Genomic DNA, 16,747 nt, shown 5'->3' with positions numbered 1-16,747 from the left:
GAGAAGATTATGATGAAAAAATTACTATTTATTGGCATTGTTTTGTGTATGGCTGGTGCCGTGGCGCAGGATGCGGGCCGTAGACCTTTAAAAGGTCAGGTGTTATACAAAAATTCTCCCGTGGCCAATGAGTACGTAATCAATTCTACTACGGAGAAAGCTACCATTACAGGTGATGACGGGGAATTTGTTATCAATGTGAAAATTGGTGATGAACTGGCTTTTACCGCTGTAAATTTTCAATATAAACTCGTAGCGATTACCCCGGAGATTTTGGCAAAAAACAGGTTGGTGGTCTTGGTGACCGAAAAGGTTACCGAATTGGACGAAGTAGTGGTCTCCCCAGAGGACAAAGAGCGTTTCCTAGAAATGAAGAATGAGGAGTTTAAACAATATGAATACGAAATTGACAGGAGTTCCGAAGTAGAAAATATAGCACAATCCCAAGCAGAAAGGGGAATGACGGACGGTATCAACTTTGTTAATATTTTCAGGGCCATTTTTAAATCGAAGGAAGATAATGGTGAAACGGCTCCCAAATTGTTGCCAAGTGATGTGTTGCGACAAGTTTACGATGACCAATTCTTTGTCATGGACCTACAGATACCTCAGGATAAGATTGAAGCTTTTCTCTATTATTGTGATGATAAAATGCCGGCACAGTCCTTGCTCAAAAAGGAAAACGAGTTTCAGCTCATAGATGCCTTGGTGAACAACAGTAAAACTTTTCTTGCGACCTTGAATGAGGAGTAAATTCCTTTTTATTTTTTTAAACCTTTCGTTTCTTGGAACCGCGCAATCCGTTACTGTCAAATATTTGGAAGGCAGGGTCATTAGTAAAGATGGCGATGTAGCCGCTACCCATGTTTTAAATACCACAACGCAAAAAGCCACGATTACGGATATCAACGGATTCTTTTCTATACGGGTAAGGTTGATGGATACCCTGGTCTTCTCCGCAGTCCAGTTCAAAAAGAAAGAGATTGTAGTGACACAGGCCATCTACGAAAGCAAAAATTTGTCCGTACCGCTGGAAGATGCCCTAACGGAGTTGGACGAAGTTGTCGTTACACCATACAGCCTGTCCGGGGATATTCGCAAAGACCTGGGCACACTAGCTATAGAACCTGTGGTCACAGCTTCTACCTTGGGCCTGCCCAATGCTTATGTTCGCGTGCCCACAAAAGCGGAGCGGGAGCTTTTTGAAGCCAGTACAGGCGGCGGAATCCTACCGTTGAACCCTATTTTGAACGGAATCTCTGGACGTGCGAAAATGTTGAAAAAACGTGTGGCACGAAACAAACTGTATGATAGAACGGCCCGGGTACGGAATTTTTATGCAGATTCGCTCTACCGGACCAAACTGAAAATACCCGAGACCAAAACCGATGACTTCTTCTATTTCTGCGAGATAGATACTGCTTTTCAAACCGTGGTGGATACCCATGACCTTTTTAAGATATGGGATTATTTGGAACGTAAAAGCATCGCCTACAGGGCGAATAATAATTTAGACTGATATCTTTGGCACTGGCTTTGCCCAAATCCGATAAAGTAATGAAAATGAAATCTATAAAAAATATACTTCTTATACTGATCCTTCCCTTATTTGCATTTACCGTTGCCCATAAATTCTATATCAGCGTAACGCATGTTACCTATTCGGAAAAGGATACCTCGGTTCAAATTATTTCCAGGTTTTTTTTGGACGATATGAATACGGTCTTAAAAGAACGATATGAAGTAACATCCAACTTGGGAACGGACAAGGAGTCCGATAAGGACCGGGAATATTTGGAAAAATACATCAAGACCAAATTTGTAACAAAGATTAATGGGGAGGTCGTTCCCTACACTTTTTTAGGTAAGGAATACGATGCGGACATGATTATTTGTTACATGGAAATCCCCAATATCAAACTTTTGGACCTAAAAACGGTCTCTGTTGAAAACGAAATATTGATGGATATCTTTGATGAACAACAGAATGTTGTGCATTTTAAAATAAATGGTAAAAAGAAAAGTCACGTGCTTATAAAATCCAATACTAAAGGAATGTTAAACTTATAACAATAACTTAGAAATCCCTTTAAAAACTTTATTTTACGCAGATTAAAAATTCAATAAAACATGAGAAAATTTCAGTATGTTTTCGCTTCATTTTTATTCTTGTTCGCTAGTATTCTGGTAGCACAGGAAGAAGGGAAAGAAAAGGAACCTGGTCATTACAACCAGAGCAAGTTCAAACAATTATATGAGGAGTTCGCTACGCCCAATACGTATCGTTCTGCATCGGGAGCTCCGGGACCGGACTATTATCAGCAACAAGCGGATTATGTGATGGATATTCGCTTGGACGACAAAAGCGCGAAGATTTACGGGGAGGAAACCATTACGTACACCAATAATTCCCCTGATAATCTCCAATACCTATGGGTTCAGTTGGACCAAAATGTACGTGCCAAAGATTCCAAAGCACCTTTGCGCAACGGTGGCGGCGTTCCCATGGCAGATACACCTGCCGGCTTTGCCGCTAAATACATGACTGATCCTTTTGATGGTGGTTTTAATATAGATTTTGTTAAAGATGCCTCCGGAAAAGCATTGCCATACACCATTAATTTTACCATGATGCGTGTGGATTTGCCAAAAGTATTGAAAAGCGGAGAACAAGTGTCATTCTCCATAAAATGGAACTATAATATTCCCGATCATACAGTAAACCGGGCACGATCCGGATTTGAATATTTTCCAAAAGATGGAAACAGGGCATACGTTATCGCCCAATTTTTCCCTAGAATGGCCGTCTATAGTGATGTGGAGGGTTGGCAGAACCATCAGTTTTGGGGAAGTGGTGAATTCGCACTTCCTTTCGGGGATTATGAAGTGAACATTACGGTTCCCGCAGACCATGTTCTAGATGGTACGGGAGTGCTTCAAAATAGAAAAGAGGTGTTCAGCAAAGAAATGATGAGACGTTATGAGCAGGCCAAAAAGTCTTATGATAAGCCTGTTTTGATCGTAACGCAAGCCGAGGCAGAAGCAGCGGAAAAAAGTTTCTCCGACAAGACAAAAACGTGGAAGTTGAAAGCGAACAACGTTCGTGATTTTGGTTTTGCCACGTCACGAAAGTTTATTTGGGACATGCAAGCGGTAAAACTGGGCAGTAGGGACGTAATGGCGGTTTCCATGTATCCAAAAGAAGGAAACCCCTTATGGGAGGAATATTCGACCAAAGCGGTTGCCCATACCTTAAAATCCTATTCTTCGCATACCTTTGATTACCCCTATCCCAAAGCGATTTCCGTCCATGCCAAAAATCAGGGAATGGAGTATCCAATGATTTGCTGGAATTACGGGAGACCCGATGAGAATGGCGAGTACTCGGATAGAGTGAAATACGGAATGATAAGTGTAATTATCCATGAGGTAGGGCACAATTTCTTCCCTATGATCGTAAATTCCGATGAGCGCCAGTGGGGATGGATGGACGAAGGCTTGGATACTTTCATGCAGTATATGGCGGAGCAGGAATTCGGGGAAGCCTATCCGGAAGCCATAGTCCCTAACAAGGCGTACCCGTCCAGAAGAGGTGCCCCGGCCAAAATAGTTCCTTATATGAGCGGAGATCAAAGTACGATCGCTCCCATTATGTCCAACCCGGAAAATGTATATCAATTAGGACCTAATGCATACGGTAAACCGGCTACGGCATTAAACATACTCCGTGAGACGGTCATGGGCAGGGAATTGTTCGATCATGCCTTTAAAACGTACTCACAACGTTGGATGTTCAAACACCCAACACCCGAAGATTTTTTCAGGACGATGGAGGATGCTTCCGCCTTTGATTTGGATTGGTACTGGAGGGGTTGGTTCTATACTACGGATTATGTTGATATAGGGGTAAAAGGAATTAAAAAATATTACGTAAGCAATAAACCGAACACTCAAATGCGAGAGTATATGGCCGCTCGTAATATGACCGAAGCCAACTTGAGACCTTTGGTCTATCTAGAGGAAGAAGGTGCAGAAGATGCCGACGCCAATCTAAAAGGCAAAGCACCCTCGGAAAATTCAAAGACTTTAAAAGAATTTATGATGGACAATATGACGGAGGCTGAAAGAGCGGCCGTTAAAGAGCCTAAGTATTTTTACGAAGTAACCTATGATAAGCCCGGAGGAATTCCTATGCCCTTGATAGTGGAGTACACCTATGCCGATGGTACGGTCGAGAATAAAACCTATCCAGCGGAAATATGGAGGAAAAATGACAAGGAAGTGAAAATAGTACTTGCTTCCGCTACTGAGCTCACCGGTATTGTCGTAGATCCTAAATTGGAAACAGCGGATATAGATACCACTAATAACGCATGGCCAAAACAGGAACAAGAAAATGGTTTTGACCAGTTCAAGGAAAAAATCAAAGGAAAATAATTCTTGAAATTTTTGATAAAAAGCCTCGTTATGTAACGAGGCTTTTTTAATTGAAAATCAAACTTGTTTATATTTGTATCATGGTTAGTACTCATTTCTTATTCATTAGTGGAGCAGAGATTTTTTTCATCATGTTTATAGTGGTGATGGTTTTTGGTGCGGATAAAATTCCCGGGATAGCCAAAGGCCTTGGAAAAGGGATGCGCCAATTAAGGGATGCTACCGAGGACATAAAACAGGAAATTAAGAGAAGTGCCGATAAGCAAGGGATAGATACCAGCGTAGTAGAGGATATCAAAAAGGATATTGATGGTATTAAGAGTAGTATTGACGGCGGTATCTCAAAAGACATCAAAAAAGGAATTGGAGATGTGACCAAAAACATAGGGGACGTTACAGGAACTATTAAAAGAAAATAGTACCTATGTGGGAAAGTATACGGCAGTGGGACCGTGAAACCTTCATTTACCTAAACAGCCTTGGCGTAGAGCAATATGACCTTTTTTGGTCAACCGTAACGAAAATTCCCGTTTGGACTCCCTTGTTTCTATTCTTTGGTTTCTTGCTGTTTAGAAAGTACACCAAAAGAGAAGCACTATTCATAATTTTGACCATTCTGACCATGGTCTTTTTTGTGGTTACGCTGACCGATTTGACCAAAGAAGTGGTTGCCCGATTGCGACCCAACAACGATTTGGAAATCAATCAAATCATCAGGATATTGAGAAGTCCTAGCGGTTATAGTTTTTTCTCCGGTCACGCATCCTCATCGTTCTCTATAACGACCATCGTATTTTTATTTTTGCGTAAACGTTTTAGGTGGAGTTTCCTTTTCTATCTATGGCCTATTCTTTTTACGTGGAGCAGGATTTACGTAGGAGTTCATTTTCCAATTGATTTAATAGTAGGCGCTTTGGTAGGTGTTTTTTCGGCATGGCTATTTTACCGACTCTATTTGACGATCATATCACCCTACACAAGGTAAGACCGTCCCGAATAGGCAGCAACACTGTCTCTAATCTTGGGTGTTCCTTTAAATACTTATTATATTCCAAAAGAGCCTTTGTAGTTTGATCTTTCGGATGTAAAGGTTCCACTACTTTACCGGACCATAGCACATTGTCCGACAAAATAATACTACCAGGTTTTGTCTTGGGAAGCACTACTTCTAAATAGTTGGGATATTCTTTTTTTTCCGCATCGATAAAAATTAAATCGAATGTTTCTTCCATATCGGGAACAATTTCCAACGCATTGCCCGTATATTGTTTTATCCGTGGGCCATATCCACTTTTCTCAAAATACTTCTTTTGGATTTCCTGTAATTCTGCATTTACATCTATGGTGTGAAGTGTACCAGCCTGCTGTAGGCCTTCCGCCAAACAAATGGCAGAGTAGCCCGTATAGGTCCCAATCTCTAAGATCGACTTTGGATTTATGATTTTTGACAAAAGACTAAGCACCCTACCTTGAAAGTGACCGGTCAGCATGCGTGGCTGGATGATTTTTAAATGGGTTTCCCGCGTTAATTCCTGTAATAGTTTGGGTTCGGACTCGGAATTATCGGCAATATATTTTTCCAATATTTCGGATAGGAAGTGCATACGTAACTTTTTGTAAAAATAACAAGCGGCTTACAAATAAAGCCGTTTTATGGGTGTCTTTATCATACGTAATTAGCTTCTTTTATGAACGAAATACAATTGGAAATACGACAACCCTAAATGATTTTAGGGGTTGTTTTGGATTACCGTTCATCGAAAATGTGCCACTGCAACTTACTTTTTTATGCTTTGCTACGTACGTATAACAGTTTTAACCCCCAAAACTTATATGAATAATGAAATCAAAAAGTAAAAAATTCCGGAGCGGAAGAATAGTAAGTACGCTACAATTTCTTTTAATTTTTATGGCCTTATCCCTTGCTTCCTGTACAGAGGATGTAATAGAGGAGCAAGATGAAGGAACGGTGAATGAGGAAGTACTCTCGGAAAGTCAATTTGTGACTAAATATTTTCTTGGAGAACCAGTCAAAGTACGATTGGAAGATGATGGCACCTACAGTCTTGCCGGGTCAGATACAAGGTTGTTTTCGGAACAGCTGTCGGACAATGCAGGGTCTTTTGAAGAAAATCCCGTCCCCGATGCTGCCGAAACAGGTCTAGCTTTAGGCGGTGGCATACGAAAATGGACCGATGGTGTGGTTTATTATGTGATTAACGGCCTGAGTTCTTCGGTACGGTCAGAGCTACAAAAATCCTTTGACGAGTGGACGAGTAAAACGAACGTAAGGTTCAAGGAAAGAACCAATCAGTCCAATTACATAACTATTTCTTCATCCGGGTCCAATAGCAATTCCGGCGTTGCAACGCTGGGAATGAACGGTTCCAGAGGTTTTATACGTTTGGGTACCCGTGCCACGGCGGTGGTAATCATCCATGAATTGGGCCATACCTTAGGTTATATTCACGAGCAGAATCGTTCGGATAGGGATGATTTTGTCAGAATCAATTTTGAGAACATACAGGAAGATGCCGTGGACCAATTCTTTAAAAGTACATCGGCAACTTTTCTAACGGGTCAGTTTGATGTTAACTCGACCATGATGTATGGTAGCTTCACTTTCAGTAAGAATGGTAATCCAACGATAACAGATCTTAATGGAAACGTTCTACCAAGAAGACAGGCAAGGATTTCTTCCTTGGATATTGCGGGCACCAATGCATTGTATCCTTCGTCCGATTCCGGACCGGATACCACAAACCCATGCGATGGTGTATCCGAATGGTCTAGATTCACGCGGTATAGTGTTGGTGATAGGGTCATCTATAGAGGTCGTCTTTACGAGCGCGATTTCACCAGATGGAATCTTATCGCAAATTGTAACTAATAATAACCGGGGTTATCACTTAGATGAATAATTTTGAATAGGGAAGACCGTTCTGTAGAACGGTCTTTTTTATGGATTATATTCGTAACGTTTTATCCAATACATGAAATCATTACGACTAATTCTTACGAATGCCAGATACTTTGGCCCTTCTTGGGTATTCGCGAGCATCAATATTTTATTCGGAACGTGGGCCATTTACATCCCTACGGTAAAGGAGGCATTAAAAATAGATAAATCCGAACTTGGGATTGCATTGTTCTTTCTGTCTTTGGGCGTATTTTCCGTTTTTCCCTTCGCTGCTAAAATTATCAACAAAATAGGGGTAGGAAAGGCTACATGGTACGGTGTATTATTCAGTTGCATTACCGCTCTATTTCCATTGATGGCCCCTAATTATTATTCATTGATGATAGCACTTTTTTTGTTCGGGGCTTCTAATGGGTTCACGGATATTGCCATGAATACGCTCGTTACGGAACTGGAAAAGAAAGATGGCGTTACATTTATGTCTGCCGCTCACGGTTTTTTTAGTTTAGGTGGTGTGCTGGCAGGACTCGGTAGTTTTCTTATCGGGCCATTGAACAATCCGGTTTTGCACATGGCCTTGGCAGTAGGACTTGTATTTTTTGTAAACCTTATGTTTTTTAAAAAATATAAGGAGGAAATAGCAGCGCGTATTGACAAGGAACCTTTTGATTTTAAACTGTTTAAATCCTTGCTTATACTTGGTATCGTCTCTTTCATCATTATGGGTGGAGAAGGAGCTATCGTAGATTGGAGCGGACTCTATTTAAAAGAGATCAGTGTGGCTCCGGAATTTCTGTGGGGATTGGGATTTTTGGTTTTTTCCGTTACAATGACCACAGGGCGTTTTTTAGGGGATAGTATTAGCCAACGCTTTGGCTCCGTAAAAATGGTTACCATAGGAATTTCGATTGCTATTTTGGGCTATCTATCAGTCTTAACCACACAAACCTATGCGGCTATCCTTGGTTTTGGTCTTATAGGATTGGGCTTTTCCGTAATTATTCCGGAACTCTTTAGAATTGGTGGCAACATTAAGGGAATTGATTCTTCCCAAGGAATCGCTTTTATTGCAGGTACGGGCTATATGGGTTTTTTGGTAGCACCTCCCTTTTTAGGTTTTTTAGCGGATGGATTTACCTTGATCGCCGTATTCAGGATATTGTTGTTATGTGCGCTTCTTGTATTGGGGGCAACCTTCATACTAAAGAAACGTGGTCAAAAGTAATGGGAAAATTAGTTTTTTAGATTACTGCTTATTTTATACCCCTTGTTTTTGTTTTGACTACTTTCTATAAATTTTAACATCTCATCAGAAAGGAGAAGTTGTTTTTGATTTCTCCAGAACACTTCATCATACGTATGTTTTATTTTGAAAATGTCCTTTTGTTCATTGATGTTACTTTTGATTTCACCTGTCCCAAAGCTGTTTAGCGTGTACAGGTTAATGTCCATTTCATAATCATCCAAATGGGTTTGTTTTTCGTTTTTTATTTGAAAAGAAATATTTCGCTTTGCACTTTTGATGTAGTAACGCTCTCTTTGTAAATCTTCGGTAAAATTTACGGAAACTTCGGATTTGATAACCCTTGAAGAATGTTTGTCTAAATCTGGAGTAGTTTTATAATACGGTTTATAAAGCACGTTAAACGATAGAATGGCATTATCTGCTCCATTTATTATGTAATCACCATAAGTTTCGGTTCCCTCTCCGTTGTTCTCAAACTCAAATTCAACCTTTATATTTTCACTATCCGTAAAGGGTTTTTCAATGACCTCAAAACTTGGCCCCATGGCATTGATACGGACAAATTCCTTATATATATTATCAAATGATGGAAATGTAAAATAAATGCCATTGGCCTCTTTTGAGATACCGACCTTGCGCATATGTTCCAATTGAATTTGAAAGTCATCCTTCTCCAATTCCAAACTTCCAGCATAGATTGAAGTCTTTCTTCTTACTTTGCCATAAAAATCCTGAAAGCGTATCAAATCCCTATTTTTTCGTAGGGTTACTCTCAAGAAAAAAGTTTCCGTATGCGGTTTTAACAAGTAGTTCTGGGCAACGGAATCCTTTATTTTTTGATAGATGGATTTTGCATTGGTCACTACTACTTCATCCAATTCAAAAAGGCTTCTTTTTAAATATACGGTGTCATTTATCTTATTAAATGTTGTGGCCAATTTATCGTATCCGGGCCTATAAAAGAAAATAGAATCCAAAGAAGATGAGAAAGAAAACCTACCCTCTTCATTGGTAGTCGTACTTTCTTTGGAATTGTAAACGTTTACAAACTCAATAGGTAATCTATCGTCAGCTTCCAAAACAATACCTTCATGACTATTTTGAGAAAAAGAGAGGGTTGTTATGAAAGAAAAGACAATTCGTATTATTGGTTTCATCTGGCCGATTTTAACTCCAGATGAATCAAATACAATGCCAATTTATTCTATTTCAATACCGCTAAAATAAAGTTGAAAATTACTTTCCGGCATTTTATGCATGGTGGCAATTTTCATTCCGGAGATTGTTTTATAATCTTCCCAGCTGGTCACCATAGAAGGGTCCTCTTGATTACCTTTTCTGAAGACCCATTCCTTTATAATGTAGTCGTTTCCAAAATAGAAATCGTAGGCATCTCCAGGGGTATAACCGCCCTCATTACCGTAAACAATGGATAATTTGTGCATTTTTTCCTTGCTTATCGGTGATTCTGCAGCTTCTTCATGTTCATAAGTAAAATTGTTGCTGTCCCAAATAAGTTGGTAAGGGCCTAATAGCCAAAACTTATCGTTTATGAAACCACCATCGGTTTTTACCAAAGTGGAATCAATCGCGTTTCTGGTATAACTTACGGTATCTTGACGCGTCATCAACTTTACCTCGTTAGACTTGGGTTTCCAGTTCCAAGAGCGTTCAAAATGAGAACTGTCCCGGTCCACATTAAAAGTATATTTAATTTCGGAAACGGTACCCCAATTATCATATCCATGCGCTTGAGCTACTTTTTCCAATACGGTCAATTCCTTTTGTGAATCGGCCGCGGCGGGCTCTTTTTTTTCAGTTTTACAACTTGTGACCAATAACAGTCCACAAAGAATAATTGAAATGTAATTTTTCATTTTTGATCAGATTTTTTTTAAAGGTATCAAATACAAAAACTTTCACCTATTTTTATTAAACCCTAAATAGTATAAAAGTGACTTTCCTTAAGAAATTGTGTCTTATTCTCATTGGAAGCCAGTTCAAAACAGAATTGAACCCGGACAATCCATATTATAATTACACTGATGAGGAATTGGTTCAAAAAATAGTTGAAAATAAAGACTCCTTGCTTTTTGGGGTGCTTTATGATAGATATGCAAAATTGGTCTATAACAAATGTTATGGCTTTTCCAGGTTCCAGAAAGAAGCGGAAGATTTAACGCAAGACGTTTTTCTGATGTTATATGTAAAACTTGGTTCATTCAAAGGAAAATCCAAGTTTTCTACATGGCTTTATTCATTCACCTATAATTTTTGTGTGAATTATGTAAACAGGGATAGGGGAAGAAAAATCAGTGACAAATCCAATTCTTTGGATGACACGGAAATGGAGCTGCCCATGGAGGTGACGGATGAAAGCTTATTGGAACTACAAGTAACAAAATTGAAACGCGCTTTGGAACTTATTCCGCCGGAGGACAAATCATTATTACTTTTAAAGTATCAGGACGGTGCGCCCATAAAAGAATTGGAGGCATTATTGAATGTTGGAAGCAGCGCGGTCAAAATGAGATTAAAGAGAGCAAAAGTTAGGGTCATAGAATCCTATAAAACACTATCTTAATGCAGGAACAGGATAAAAATCCATTTATAGGAATACAGGGAGAGTTGAAGGACGTACCTCCAAAACTCCGCAAAAAAGTCATGTCAGACATTGCAATGGCCAAGCTCATTATGGAAATGGGAACCTTGTTCACAGCCAATTACGGTGCGTTGATAGATGGATTATTACGTACAAAAAAACGTAGGAGAAAATAGGAATAAGTAAATAATATATAATACTATGGAGACAATAGAAAAATGGAAAGACCTCACTTTTGATACATTGGGCTCAATTCTTAAGGATATAGCATCTGCACTTCCGGGAATTTTCGGTGCCTTTGTGGTACTCATATTCGGTTGGATAACCATTAAGATCACTTCCTTTATTCTAAAGAAGATTTTTAGGATAATAAAGCTGGAAAAACTTTCAGATAAGCTTAACGATGCCAAACTTTTTGGTGATTCCGATATTAAAATCGATGTTGCCGCAATCCTTACGAAATTTGTTAAGGGTATTCTCTGGTTGGTTTTCATCATTGTAGCGGCAGACGTGATGAACCTGAAAATTATCTCTAACGAAATAGCCAATCTTTTACGGTATTTACCAATGCTATTAACCGCATTGATTATTTTCATGGTAGGTCTTTTCTTGGCCAAGACAATCAAGAATGCCGTTACCACGGTCTTTGAATCTATGGACTTACGTGGCGGAAAAATATTGGGGAATGTTTTGTTCTATATTATTGTAATCTTTGTTGGCATCACGGCACTTAACCAAGCAAGAATAGATACGGAGATCATTACCAGTAATTTCACTATTATTTTAGGGTCATTTTTATTGGCCTTTGCCTTGGCATTAGGTTTGGGCTCTAGAGAAGTGGTCGGGGATTTGTTACGTACCTTCTACTCCAGAAAAATCTATGAGGTAGGCGATAAGATAAAATTCAAGAAGATTGAAGGTACTATAGAGGCAATCGATAATATTTCTATGGTAATCAAAACAAAATCAGGTAAAATCATAGTACCGATAAAAAAAGTAGTAGAAAATACTGTAGAAATAGATTCTTGAAAAATCACTCTAAAAATCACCCGAACAAAATAATTTACTGTGGATTATACTTGGGCACCATTCGCGATTATTTCCTTAATTTTGAATTTATAAATTTTAACAACATATGAGTTCTAAAAAAGGTAAAATACAAGAGGCTATAGACGAAAAAATGTTGGAGGAACGCAAAGTGTTCCTTTGGGGCATGGTAGATGATGATTCCGCAAAACATGTTATAGATAGGCTGTTGTATCTGGATATGCAGAATAACAAAGAAATTCAGCTATACATTAACAGTCCCGGAGGCTATGTGACTTCAGGATTCGCCATGTACGATACCATTAAAGCTTTAAAAAGTCCGGTTTCTACAATTTGTACCGGATTGGCAGCTTCTATGGGTTCTATTTTATTATCCGTTGGAAAAAAAGGAAGACGTTTTATACAGCCCCATGCGCAAGTAATGATACATCAACCAAGTGGTGGTGCTAGGGGACAGGCCTCCAATATAGAAATACAGGCGAAGGAAATTATCAAGACAAAAGAATTAAGTGCACAGATTTTAGCGGATAACTGTGGCCAGAAATTTGAAAAAGTATTAAGGGATTTTGATAGGGACTATTGGATGAATGCCGAGGAGTCCATAACATACGGTATTGTTGATGGTATCCTAGAGTAACAAAATAGTTAATCTTGCCATAATCCAAAAAGTCCTTCACAAATCTAATGTGAAGGACTTTTTTCATATATATAGACGCTCTCGCGGAATAGTTTATTTATCTACGAACAATAGTCGGGAAAAGGATTTTTTACTTTCGTTAAAAAAATATTAAACTAGAAGTTATCGGGGTTTTGAATTACTGCTTGAGCTCTTTTCTTTAATTCGGATAGCTCTTCTTTATCTTTTTTATCCAGTAAACTCATCATCATTGCCATGCGGTTATTGTTCTTGAAATGTTCTTTCTTTTCATCCAGGAAGTTCCAATACAATGCATTGAAAGGGCAAGCGTTCTCCCCCAGTTTTTTAGTATGGCTATAAGTACAATCGCTACAATAATTTCCCATTTTATGGATATAGTTTGCGCTGCTCACATAAGGTTTGGTGGCTACAATACCGCCATCTGCAAATTGGCTCATGCCTCTAGTATTCGTTATTTCTACCCACTCGATAGCATCAATATAAACGCCTAAATACCATTTGTCCACTTCATCAGGATGAATTTGCGTCAAGAGCGCATAATTGCCGATGATCATCAATCTTTGTATATGGTGCGCATAGGCTTCATCAAGACTTTGACCAATGGAATGTTTAAGACAGTTCATATCTGTTTTGCCGGTCCAGAAAAAATCAGGGAGTTCGTTTTGATTCTCAAGCTTGTTCAAGGTGGAATAATTTGGCATTTCTTTCCAATAGATGCCCCTCATATATTCCCTCCACCCTAATATTTGCCTTATAAAACCTTCTACTTGTGAAATAGCTATAGCCTCTGTGTTTTGGTAGTAGTGGTCCAAAACAGTATCTATTACTTCTTTGGGAGAAAGCATTTTACTGTTCATGGCGAAAGACAGTCTAGAATGAAACAGGAATTTCTCTTCTGTATGCATGGCATCTTGATAATCTCCGAAATGTACCAGTAGTTCCTTACAAAAATATTCAAGTACGGATAGACATTCCTCTCGGGTGGTGGGCCAATTAAAATTATCGGGTTTAATATTTCCGAACGTTTTAACTTCTGCATTTTCTATTGCTGTGATGAGATTCTCTATATTTTTCCCAAAGGTTTTTTCATTTGGAATTTTAGGTTCTCCCTTCCACTTTTTACGATTACTCTGATCAAAGTTCCACTTTCCGCCATCTGGTTGATCGTTCACCATCATTACATCATGTTTCTTTCGCATCGTCCGGTAAAAATTCTCCATGATGAGCTGTTTTTTGCCTTCAAAGAAATCCTTTAGTTCATAGCGTGTAGTGTAAAAGTGCTCTGTATCAAAGGCTTCTGTTTCAACATCCAATGCATCACAAATATTTTTTAGTTGTTCATCCAGACGGTACTCATCCGGTAATTGATATTCAAACTTTTCGGCCTTTGTTTTATTAATATATGTAGTGATGATTTTTTCTAGATTTTGGGGATTATCCTCATCCGATATTTTTAGGTAAATGAATTGATGCCCTTTTTCAGAGAGTGTCGTTGAAAAGTTGCGCATGGACAGAAAGAAAGCCACAACCTTTTGTATATGGTGTTTTACATAATCTGTCTCTTGGCGCATTTCTGCCATTACATAAGTGATATCCTCATCAACATCATTGAACCATGAATGTTTCTGATTCAGCTGGTCTCCCAATATTAATCGTATTGTCTTCATTTTATCTTTTTTAAAATAGTGTTTCTTGGAGCCACTGGTTTTGAAACGCGCCGTTACGGTCGTACATATCCGCCTGTCTTTTAATATTGAATTTACGGTCTCTGGGGTCATTGCCTACGCCACTATTGTACATCCAATTTCCCCAATTGCTATGCACATCATAATCAACCAACAGGCTCTCAAAATAAGAGGCACCAACACGCCAGTCTTGTTTTAATTCTTTTGACCAAAAACTGGCTACGTTCTGCCGTCCGCGATTGCTCATCCACCCGGTTAGGGCAAGTTCCCTCATATTGGCATTTACAAAAGATTCATTGATAGTACCGTTTATCCAGCTTTCCAATGCTTCTGAACTATTGTTCCATTCATATTCCTTTTTTAAGATTCCACCTTGGTGAAATATTTTATCACCGTGTTTTAAGGAAATATATTTGAAATAATCTCGCCAGATCAACTCAAAGATCAACCAATAGGTATCTTGATTCTTTTTGATTTCCTTTTCAAAACGTTTTACTTCCCAATAAATAGTTCTTGGAGAAATGCTCCCATTGGCCAGCCAGGCGGAGAGTTTAGAACTGTAGTCTTTACCTAACAATCCATTTCTGGTTTTTTTATAGTAGGCCAGTTTCTTTGTTTCCCAGAAATACTCATTAATTCTTGCAATAGCTCTACTCTCTCCACCTTTAAAAGGAAAGGCGGTTCTAGCATCCTTATCAAAATCACTGAGGCCAAGGTCTCGGAGTCCGGGAATTTTAGTAGTGCTATCCAGTAAGTTGCGCTCGGGAAGGGGATTTGGAATAGGGAGCGTAGGCCTTACCTTACTATATTTTTCACACTTTTTTCTAAAATTTGTGAATACTTCCGGTAGCTGTTGGTAATTTTCATAAGGAATATCTTCAGGATGAAATAAAAATTGGTCAAAGATTTCTATAACATTTACGGATGTAGTTATATTTTCCTTGACATTTTTTAAAACCTCGTTTTCATCTCTTGTCCATTCCTTTTGTAAATAAATATTTTCTATGTTGTAATCCTTTGCCAGTTTAGATATAGCTATTTCCGGCTTTTCATAATAAACGAAAAGAGCAATGTTTAATTTTTTTAAATTTTCTTTAAGTTCCTTAACTGTTTCTATAAGAAATTGGGCCCTATATTTTTCTGTTTTTTTAAAGCCATATTCGGATAATTCATACTGCTTAGGGTCAAAACAGTATAACGCAATGACCTGTTCCCCTTCACAGGCTTTGCCAAGGATTTTATTATCGGAAACTCTTAAATCATTTCTAAACCAAACTAAATTCATAAGTTTTTGGATTTCCAGCTATTCGTGTTTTTTCAATTTATTTCGCCTACATTTTTCACTACAATAGGTCACATTTTCCCAATTTTTCTCCCACTTTTTACGCCAAATAAATGGGAGTTCGCAAATAGGACAAATTTTGGAGGGCAAATGTTGTTTTTTATGCGCCATCCAAGAATGATTTTGTTTTTTCGTCTGGTTTGGCATAAGCGAAACGATTTATCAAATGTGGCAATGCATAACCGTCCAGTCCAATAGAAGTTATGGTACCCACTTTGTCCAGTTGTACCCATCCATCTTTATGAATTGTCGCCTCAGGAAGGTAAATGTGTTCGATGGCGCCAATAATCAATAAACAACCGTTTTCCTCTATCTCATATTCGTTAAGATAACAACATCCAATTTTTATATGGCTTTCAGCAACGTAAGGGGCTTGAAAATCATCCAAGTAAACTTCCGTAAGCTTGGTTTTTGAAAACTCGGAGACATTTTTTTCATATTTGGCCGAGGTATGGTGAGCATCCTCCACAATTGTTTTATGCACCTGGTTTACGGTAAAATAGCCAGATGTTTTAAAATTGCTATAAGAGTCTCTGCGTACAGTTAGCGGACGTAAAATAAACCCCAGCATGGCCGGATTGCTGCCTATGTGGACAATAGAATTAAAAATGGCCAAATTGCAAATGCCCTCCTTGGATTTTGTCGCCAAAAGATTAGAGGACTTGTAGCCGGTACAACTGTTAATAAGATTGGCCCTGTATCTAGAGGTTAACTGGTCGAGGTCGGTATTAGAAAAGTGAAGCATTAAATTTATTTTGTTCTATAAAATTAAAAATAACTTAAACAAAATAAGTTAATACAGTTATAAAA

At 38.6% G+C, this 16,747-nt stretch carries 19 protein-coding genes; 12 read left to right on the top strand and 7 right to left on the bottom strand.

Translation table 11 applies throughout. From position 1 onward, the window contains the following. Positions 1 to 9 precede the first annotated feature (9 nt). From ACKWBX_RS17020 to ACKWBX_RS16995, 6 genes are all read left to right on the top strand, one after another. Positions 10 to 753, top strand: coding sequence for a hypothetical protein (locus tag ACKWBX_RS17020; protein WP_413969928.1), 744 nt, complete (start codon positions 10 to 12; stop codon positions 751 to 753). After that, the gene (locus ACKWBX_RS17015; RefSeq protein ID WP_413969927.1) at positions 743 to 1,519 is read left to right on the top strand and encodes a carboxypeptidase-like regulatory domain-containing protein; all 777 of its coding nucleotides are present in this window, start codon (positions 743 to 745) and stop codon (positions 1,517 to 1,519) included. The genes ACKWBX_RS17020 and ACKWBX_RS17015 overlap by 11 nt, the downstream gene beginning before the upstream one ends. Before the next feature lie 44 nt (positions 1,520 to 1,563). Continuing rightward, a complete protein-coding gene (locus tag ACKWBX_RS17010) occupies positions 1,564 to 2,070 on the top strand; it encodes a DUF6702 family protein (RefSeq protein ID WP_413969926.1) in 507 nt (168 codons plus the stop codon). 60 nt (positions 2,071 to 2,130) lie between these two features. After that, on the top strand, positions 2,131 to 4,437 hold the full coding sequence (locus ACKWBX_RS17005; RefSeq protein ID WP_413969925.1) for a M1 family metallopeptidase: 2,307 nt from the start codon (positions 2,131 to 2,133) through the stop codon (positions 4,435 to 4,437). An 80-nt stretch (positions 4,438 to 4,517) separates the two neighbouring features. After that, complete coding sequence (locus ACKWBX_RS17000; RefSeq protein ID WP_413969924.1) at positions 4,518 to 4,856, top strand: Sec-independent protein translocase subunit TatA/TatB; 339 nt, start codon at positions 4,518 to 4,520, stop codon at positions 4,854 to 4,856. 5 nt (positions 4,857 to 4,861) lie between these two features. Beyond that, positions 4,862 to 5,422 (top strand): phosphatase PAP2 family protein, encoded by a 561-nt coding sequence (locus ACKWBX_RS16995; RefSeq protein WP_413969923.1) that lies wholly within the window; start codon positions 4,862 to 4,864, stop codon positions 5,420 to 5,422. On the opposite strand, the gene ACKWBX_RS16990 is transcribed toward ACKWBX_RS16995, so the two are convergent. Continuing rightward, positions 5,400 to 6,041, bottom strand: a complete 642-nt coding sequence (locus ACKWBX_RS16990) for an O-methyltransferase (RefSeq protein ID WP_413969922.1) — start codon at positions 6,039 to 6,041, stop codon at positions 5,400 to 5,402. The two genes, ACKWBX_RS16995 and ACKWBX_RS16990, sit on opposite strands and share 23 nt — an antisense overlap. A 236-nt stretch (positions 6,042 to 6,277) precedes the next feature. Here ACKWBX_RS16990 and ACKWBX_RS16985 point away from each other — a divergent pair, with 236 nt between their 5' ends. Together ACKWBX_RS16985 and ACKWBX_RS16980 are read left to right on the top strand one after the other, a co-directional pair. Then, positions 6,278 to 7,327 carry a M12 family metallopeptidase gene (locus ACKWBX_RS16985; RefSeq protein ID WP_413969921.1) on the top strand — a complete coding sequence of 350 codons (1,050 nt, stop codon included), beginning with the start codon at positions 6,278 to 6,280 and terminating at the stop codon, positions 7,325 to 7,327. A gap of 103 nt (positions 7,328 to 7,430) precedes the next feature. Continuing rightward, complete coding sequence (locus ACKWBX_RS16980; protein WP_413969920.1) at positions 7,431 to 8,582, top strand: MFS transporter; 1,152 nt, start codon at positions 7,431 to 7,433, stop codon at positions 8,580 to 8,582. An 8-nt stretch (positions 8,583 to 8,590) separates the two neighbouring features. On the opposite strand, the gene ACKWBX_RS16975 is transcribed toward ACKWBX_RS16980, so the two are convergent. After that, complete coding sequence (locus ACKWBX_RS16975) at positions 8,591 to 9,760, bottom strand: peptidase associated/transthyretin-like domain-containing protein (RefSeq protein WP_413969919.1); 1,170 nt, start codon at positions 9,758 to 9,760, stop codon at positions 8,591 to 8,593. A gap of 42 nt (positions 9,761 to 9,802) precedes the next feature. Continuing rightward, on the bottom strand, positions 9,803 to 10,480 hold the full coding sequence (locus ACKWBX_RS16970; RefSeq protein WP_413969918.1) for a hypothetical protein: 678 nt from the start codon (positions 10,478 to 10,480) through the stop codon (positions 9,803 to 9,805). Between the two features lie 77 nt (positions 10,481 to 10,557). Between ACKWBX_RS16970 and ACKWBX_RS16965 the strand changes: the two genes are divergently transcribed. The 4 genes from ACKWBX_RS16965 to ACKWBX_RS16950 all read left to right on the top strand — a co-directional run bounded on the left by ACKWBX_RS16965 (position 10,558) and on the right by ACKWBX_RS16950 (position 12,889). Beyond that, the gene (locus tag ACKWBX_RS16965; protein WP_413969917.1) at positions 10,558 to 11,187 is read left to right on the top strand and encodes an RNA polymerase sigma factor; all 630 of its coding nucleotides are present in this window, start codon (positions 10,558 to 10,560) and stop codon (positions 11,185 to 11,187) included. Then, positions 11,187 to 11,381, top strand: coding sequence for a hypothetical protein (locus ACKWBX_RS16960; RefSeq protein WP_413969916.1), 195 nt, complete (start codon positions 11,187 to 11,189; stop codon positions 11,379 to 11,381). The genes ACKWBX_RS16965 and ACKWBX_RS16960 overlap by 1 nt, the downstream gene beginning before the upstream one ends. A 25-nt stretch (positions 11,382 to 11,406) precedes the next feature. After that, entirely contained in the window at positions 11,407 to 12,234 is an 828-nt protein-coding gene (locus tag ACKWBX_RS16955) for a mechanosensitive ion channel family protein (protein ID WP_413969915.1), read from the top strand. Between the two features lie 106 nt (positions 12,235 to 12,340). Beyond that, complete coding sequence (locus ACKWBX_RS16950; RefSeq protein WP_413969914.1) at positions 12,341 to 12,889, top strand: ClpP family protease; 549 nt, start codon at positions 12,341 to 12,343, stop codon at positions 12,887 to 12,889. Between the two features lie 155 nt (positions 12,890 to 13,044). Here ACKWBX_RS16950 and ACKWBX_RS16945 read toward each other — a convergent pair whose 3' ends face one another. The 4 genes from ACKWBX_RS16945 to ACKWBX_RS16930 are packed head-to-tail and all read right to left on the bottom strand — an operon-like array spanning position 13,045 to position 16,682. Then, a complete protein-coding gene (locus ACKWBX_RS16945; protein WP_413969913.1) occupies positions 13,045 to 14,577 on the bottom strand; it encodes a cryptochrome/photolyase family protein in 1,533 nt (510 codons plus the stop codon). Between the two features lie 10 nt (positions 14,578 to 14,587). Beyond that, positions 14,588 to 15,880, bottom strand: coding sequence for a DASH family cryptochrome (locus ACKWBX_RS16940; RefSeq protein WP_413969912.1), 1,293 nt, complete (start codon positions 15,878 to 15,880; stop codon positions 14,588 to 14,590). Positions 15,881 to 15,898: 18 nt separating this feature from the next. Further along, positions 15,899 to 16,048 carry a DUF2256 domain-containing protein gene (locus ACKWBX_RS16935; RefSeq protein ID WP_413969911.1) on the bottom strand — a complete coding sequence of 50 codons (150 nt, stop codon included), beginning with the start codon at positions 16,046 to 16,048 and terminating at the stop codon, positions 15,899 to 15,901. After that, entirely contained in the window at positions 16,038 to 16,682 is a 645-nt protein-coding gene (locus ACKWBX_RS16930; RefSeq protein WP_413969910.1) for a flavin reductase family protein, read from the bottom strand. The genes ACKWBX_RS16935 and ACKWBX_RS16930 overlap by 11 nt, the downstream gene beginning before the upstream one ends. Positions 16,683 to 16,747 lie beyond the last annotated feature (65 nt).

It is taken from the genome of Maribacter algae (genome assembly GCF_047345745.1).
In the GTDB taxonomy this organism is placed as follows: Bacteria; Bacteroidota; Bacteroidia; order Flavobacteriales; family Flavobacteriaceae; genus Maribacter.
This window is presented reverse-complemented; position numbering and strand designations above follow the sequence as displayed.

Coding starts and splice junctions, on each gene's coding strand:
- ACKWBX_RS17020 (WP_413969928.1), top strand. CDS start 10: ATGATGAAAAAATTACTATTTATTGGCATTGTTTTGTGTATGGCTGGT.
- ACKWBX_RS17015 (WP_413969927.1), top strand. CDS start 743: ATGAGGAGTAAATTCCTTTTTATTTTTTTAAACCTTTCGTTTCTTGGA.
- ACKWBX_RS17010 (WP_413969926.1), top strand. CDS start 1,564: ATGAAATCTATAAAAAATATACTTCTTATACTGATCCTTCCCTTATTT.
- ACKWBX_RS17005 (WP_413969925.1), top strand. CDS start 2,131: ATGAGAAAATTTCAGTATGTTTTCGCTTCATTTTTATTCTTGTTCGCT.
- ACKWBX_RS17000 (WP_413969924.1), top strand. CDS start 4,518: ATGGTTAGTACTCATTTCTTATTCATTAGTGGAGCAGAGATTTTTTTC.
- ACKWBX_RS16995 (WP_413969923.1), top strand. CDS start 4,862: ATGTGGGAAAGTATACGGCAGTGGGACCGTGAAACCTTCATTTACCTA.
- ACKWBX_RS16990 (WP_413969922.1), bottom strand. CDS start 6,041: ATGCACTTCCTATCCGAAATATTGGAAAAATATATTGCCGATAATTCC.
- ACKWBX_RS16985 (WP_413969921.1), top strand. CDS start 6,278: ATGAAATCAAAAAGTAAAAAATTCCGGAGCGGAAGAATAGTAAGTACG.
- ACKWBX_RS16980 (WP_413969920.1), top strand. CDS start 7,431: ATGAAATCATTACGACTAATTCTTACGAATGCCAGATACTTTGGCCCT.
- ACKWBX_RS16975 (WP_413969919.1), bottom strand. CDS start 9,760: ATGAAACCAATAATACGAATTGTCTTTTCTTTCATAACAACCCTCTCT.
- ACKWBX_RS16970 (WP_413969918.1), bottom strand. CDS start 10,480: ATGAAAAATTACATTTCAATTATTCTTTGTGGACTGTTATTGGTCACA.
- ACKWBX_RS16960 (WP_413969916.1), top strand. CDS start 11,187: ATGCAGGAACAGGATAAAAATCCATTTATAGGAATACAGGGAGAGTTG.
- ACKWBX_RS16955 (WP_413969915.1), top strand. CDS start 11,407: ATGGAGACAATAGAAAAATGGAAAGACCTCACTTTTGATACATTGGGC.
- ACKWBX_RS16950 (WP_413969914.1), top strand. CDS start 12,341: ATGAGTTCTAAAAAAGGTAAAATACAAGAGGCTATAGACGAAAAAATG.
- ACKWBX_RS16945 (WP_413969913.1), bottom strand. CDS start 14,577: ATGAAGACAATACGATTAATATTGGGAGACCAGCTGAATCAGAAACAT.
- ACKWBX_RS16940 (WP_413969912.1), bottom strand. CDS start 15,880: ATGAATTTAGTTTGGTTTAGAAATGATTTAAGAGTTTCCGATAATAAA.
- ACKWBX_RS16935 (WP_413969911.1), bottom strand. CDS start 16,048: ATGGCGCATAAAAAACAACATTTGCCCTCCAAAATTTGTCCTATTTGC.
- ACKWBX_RS16930 (WP_413969910.1), bottom strand. CDS start 16,682: ATGCTTCACTTTTCTAATACCGACCTCGACCAGTTAACCTCTAGATAC.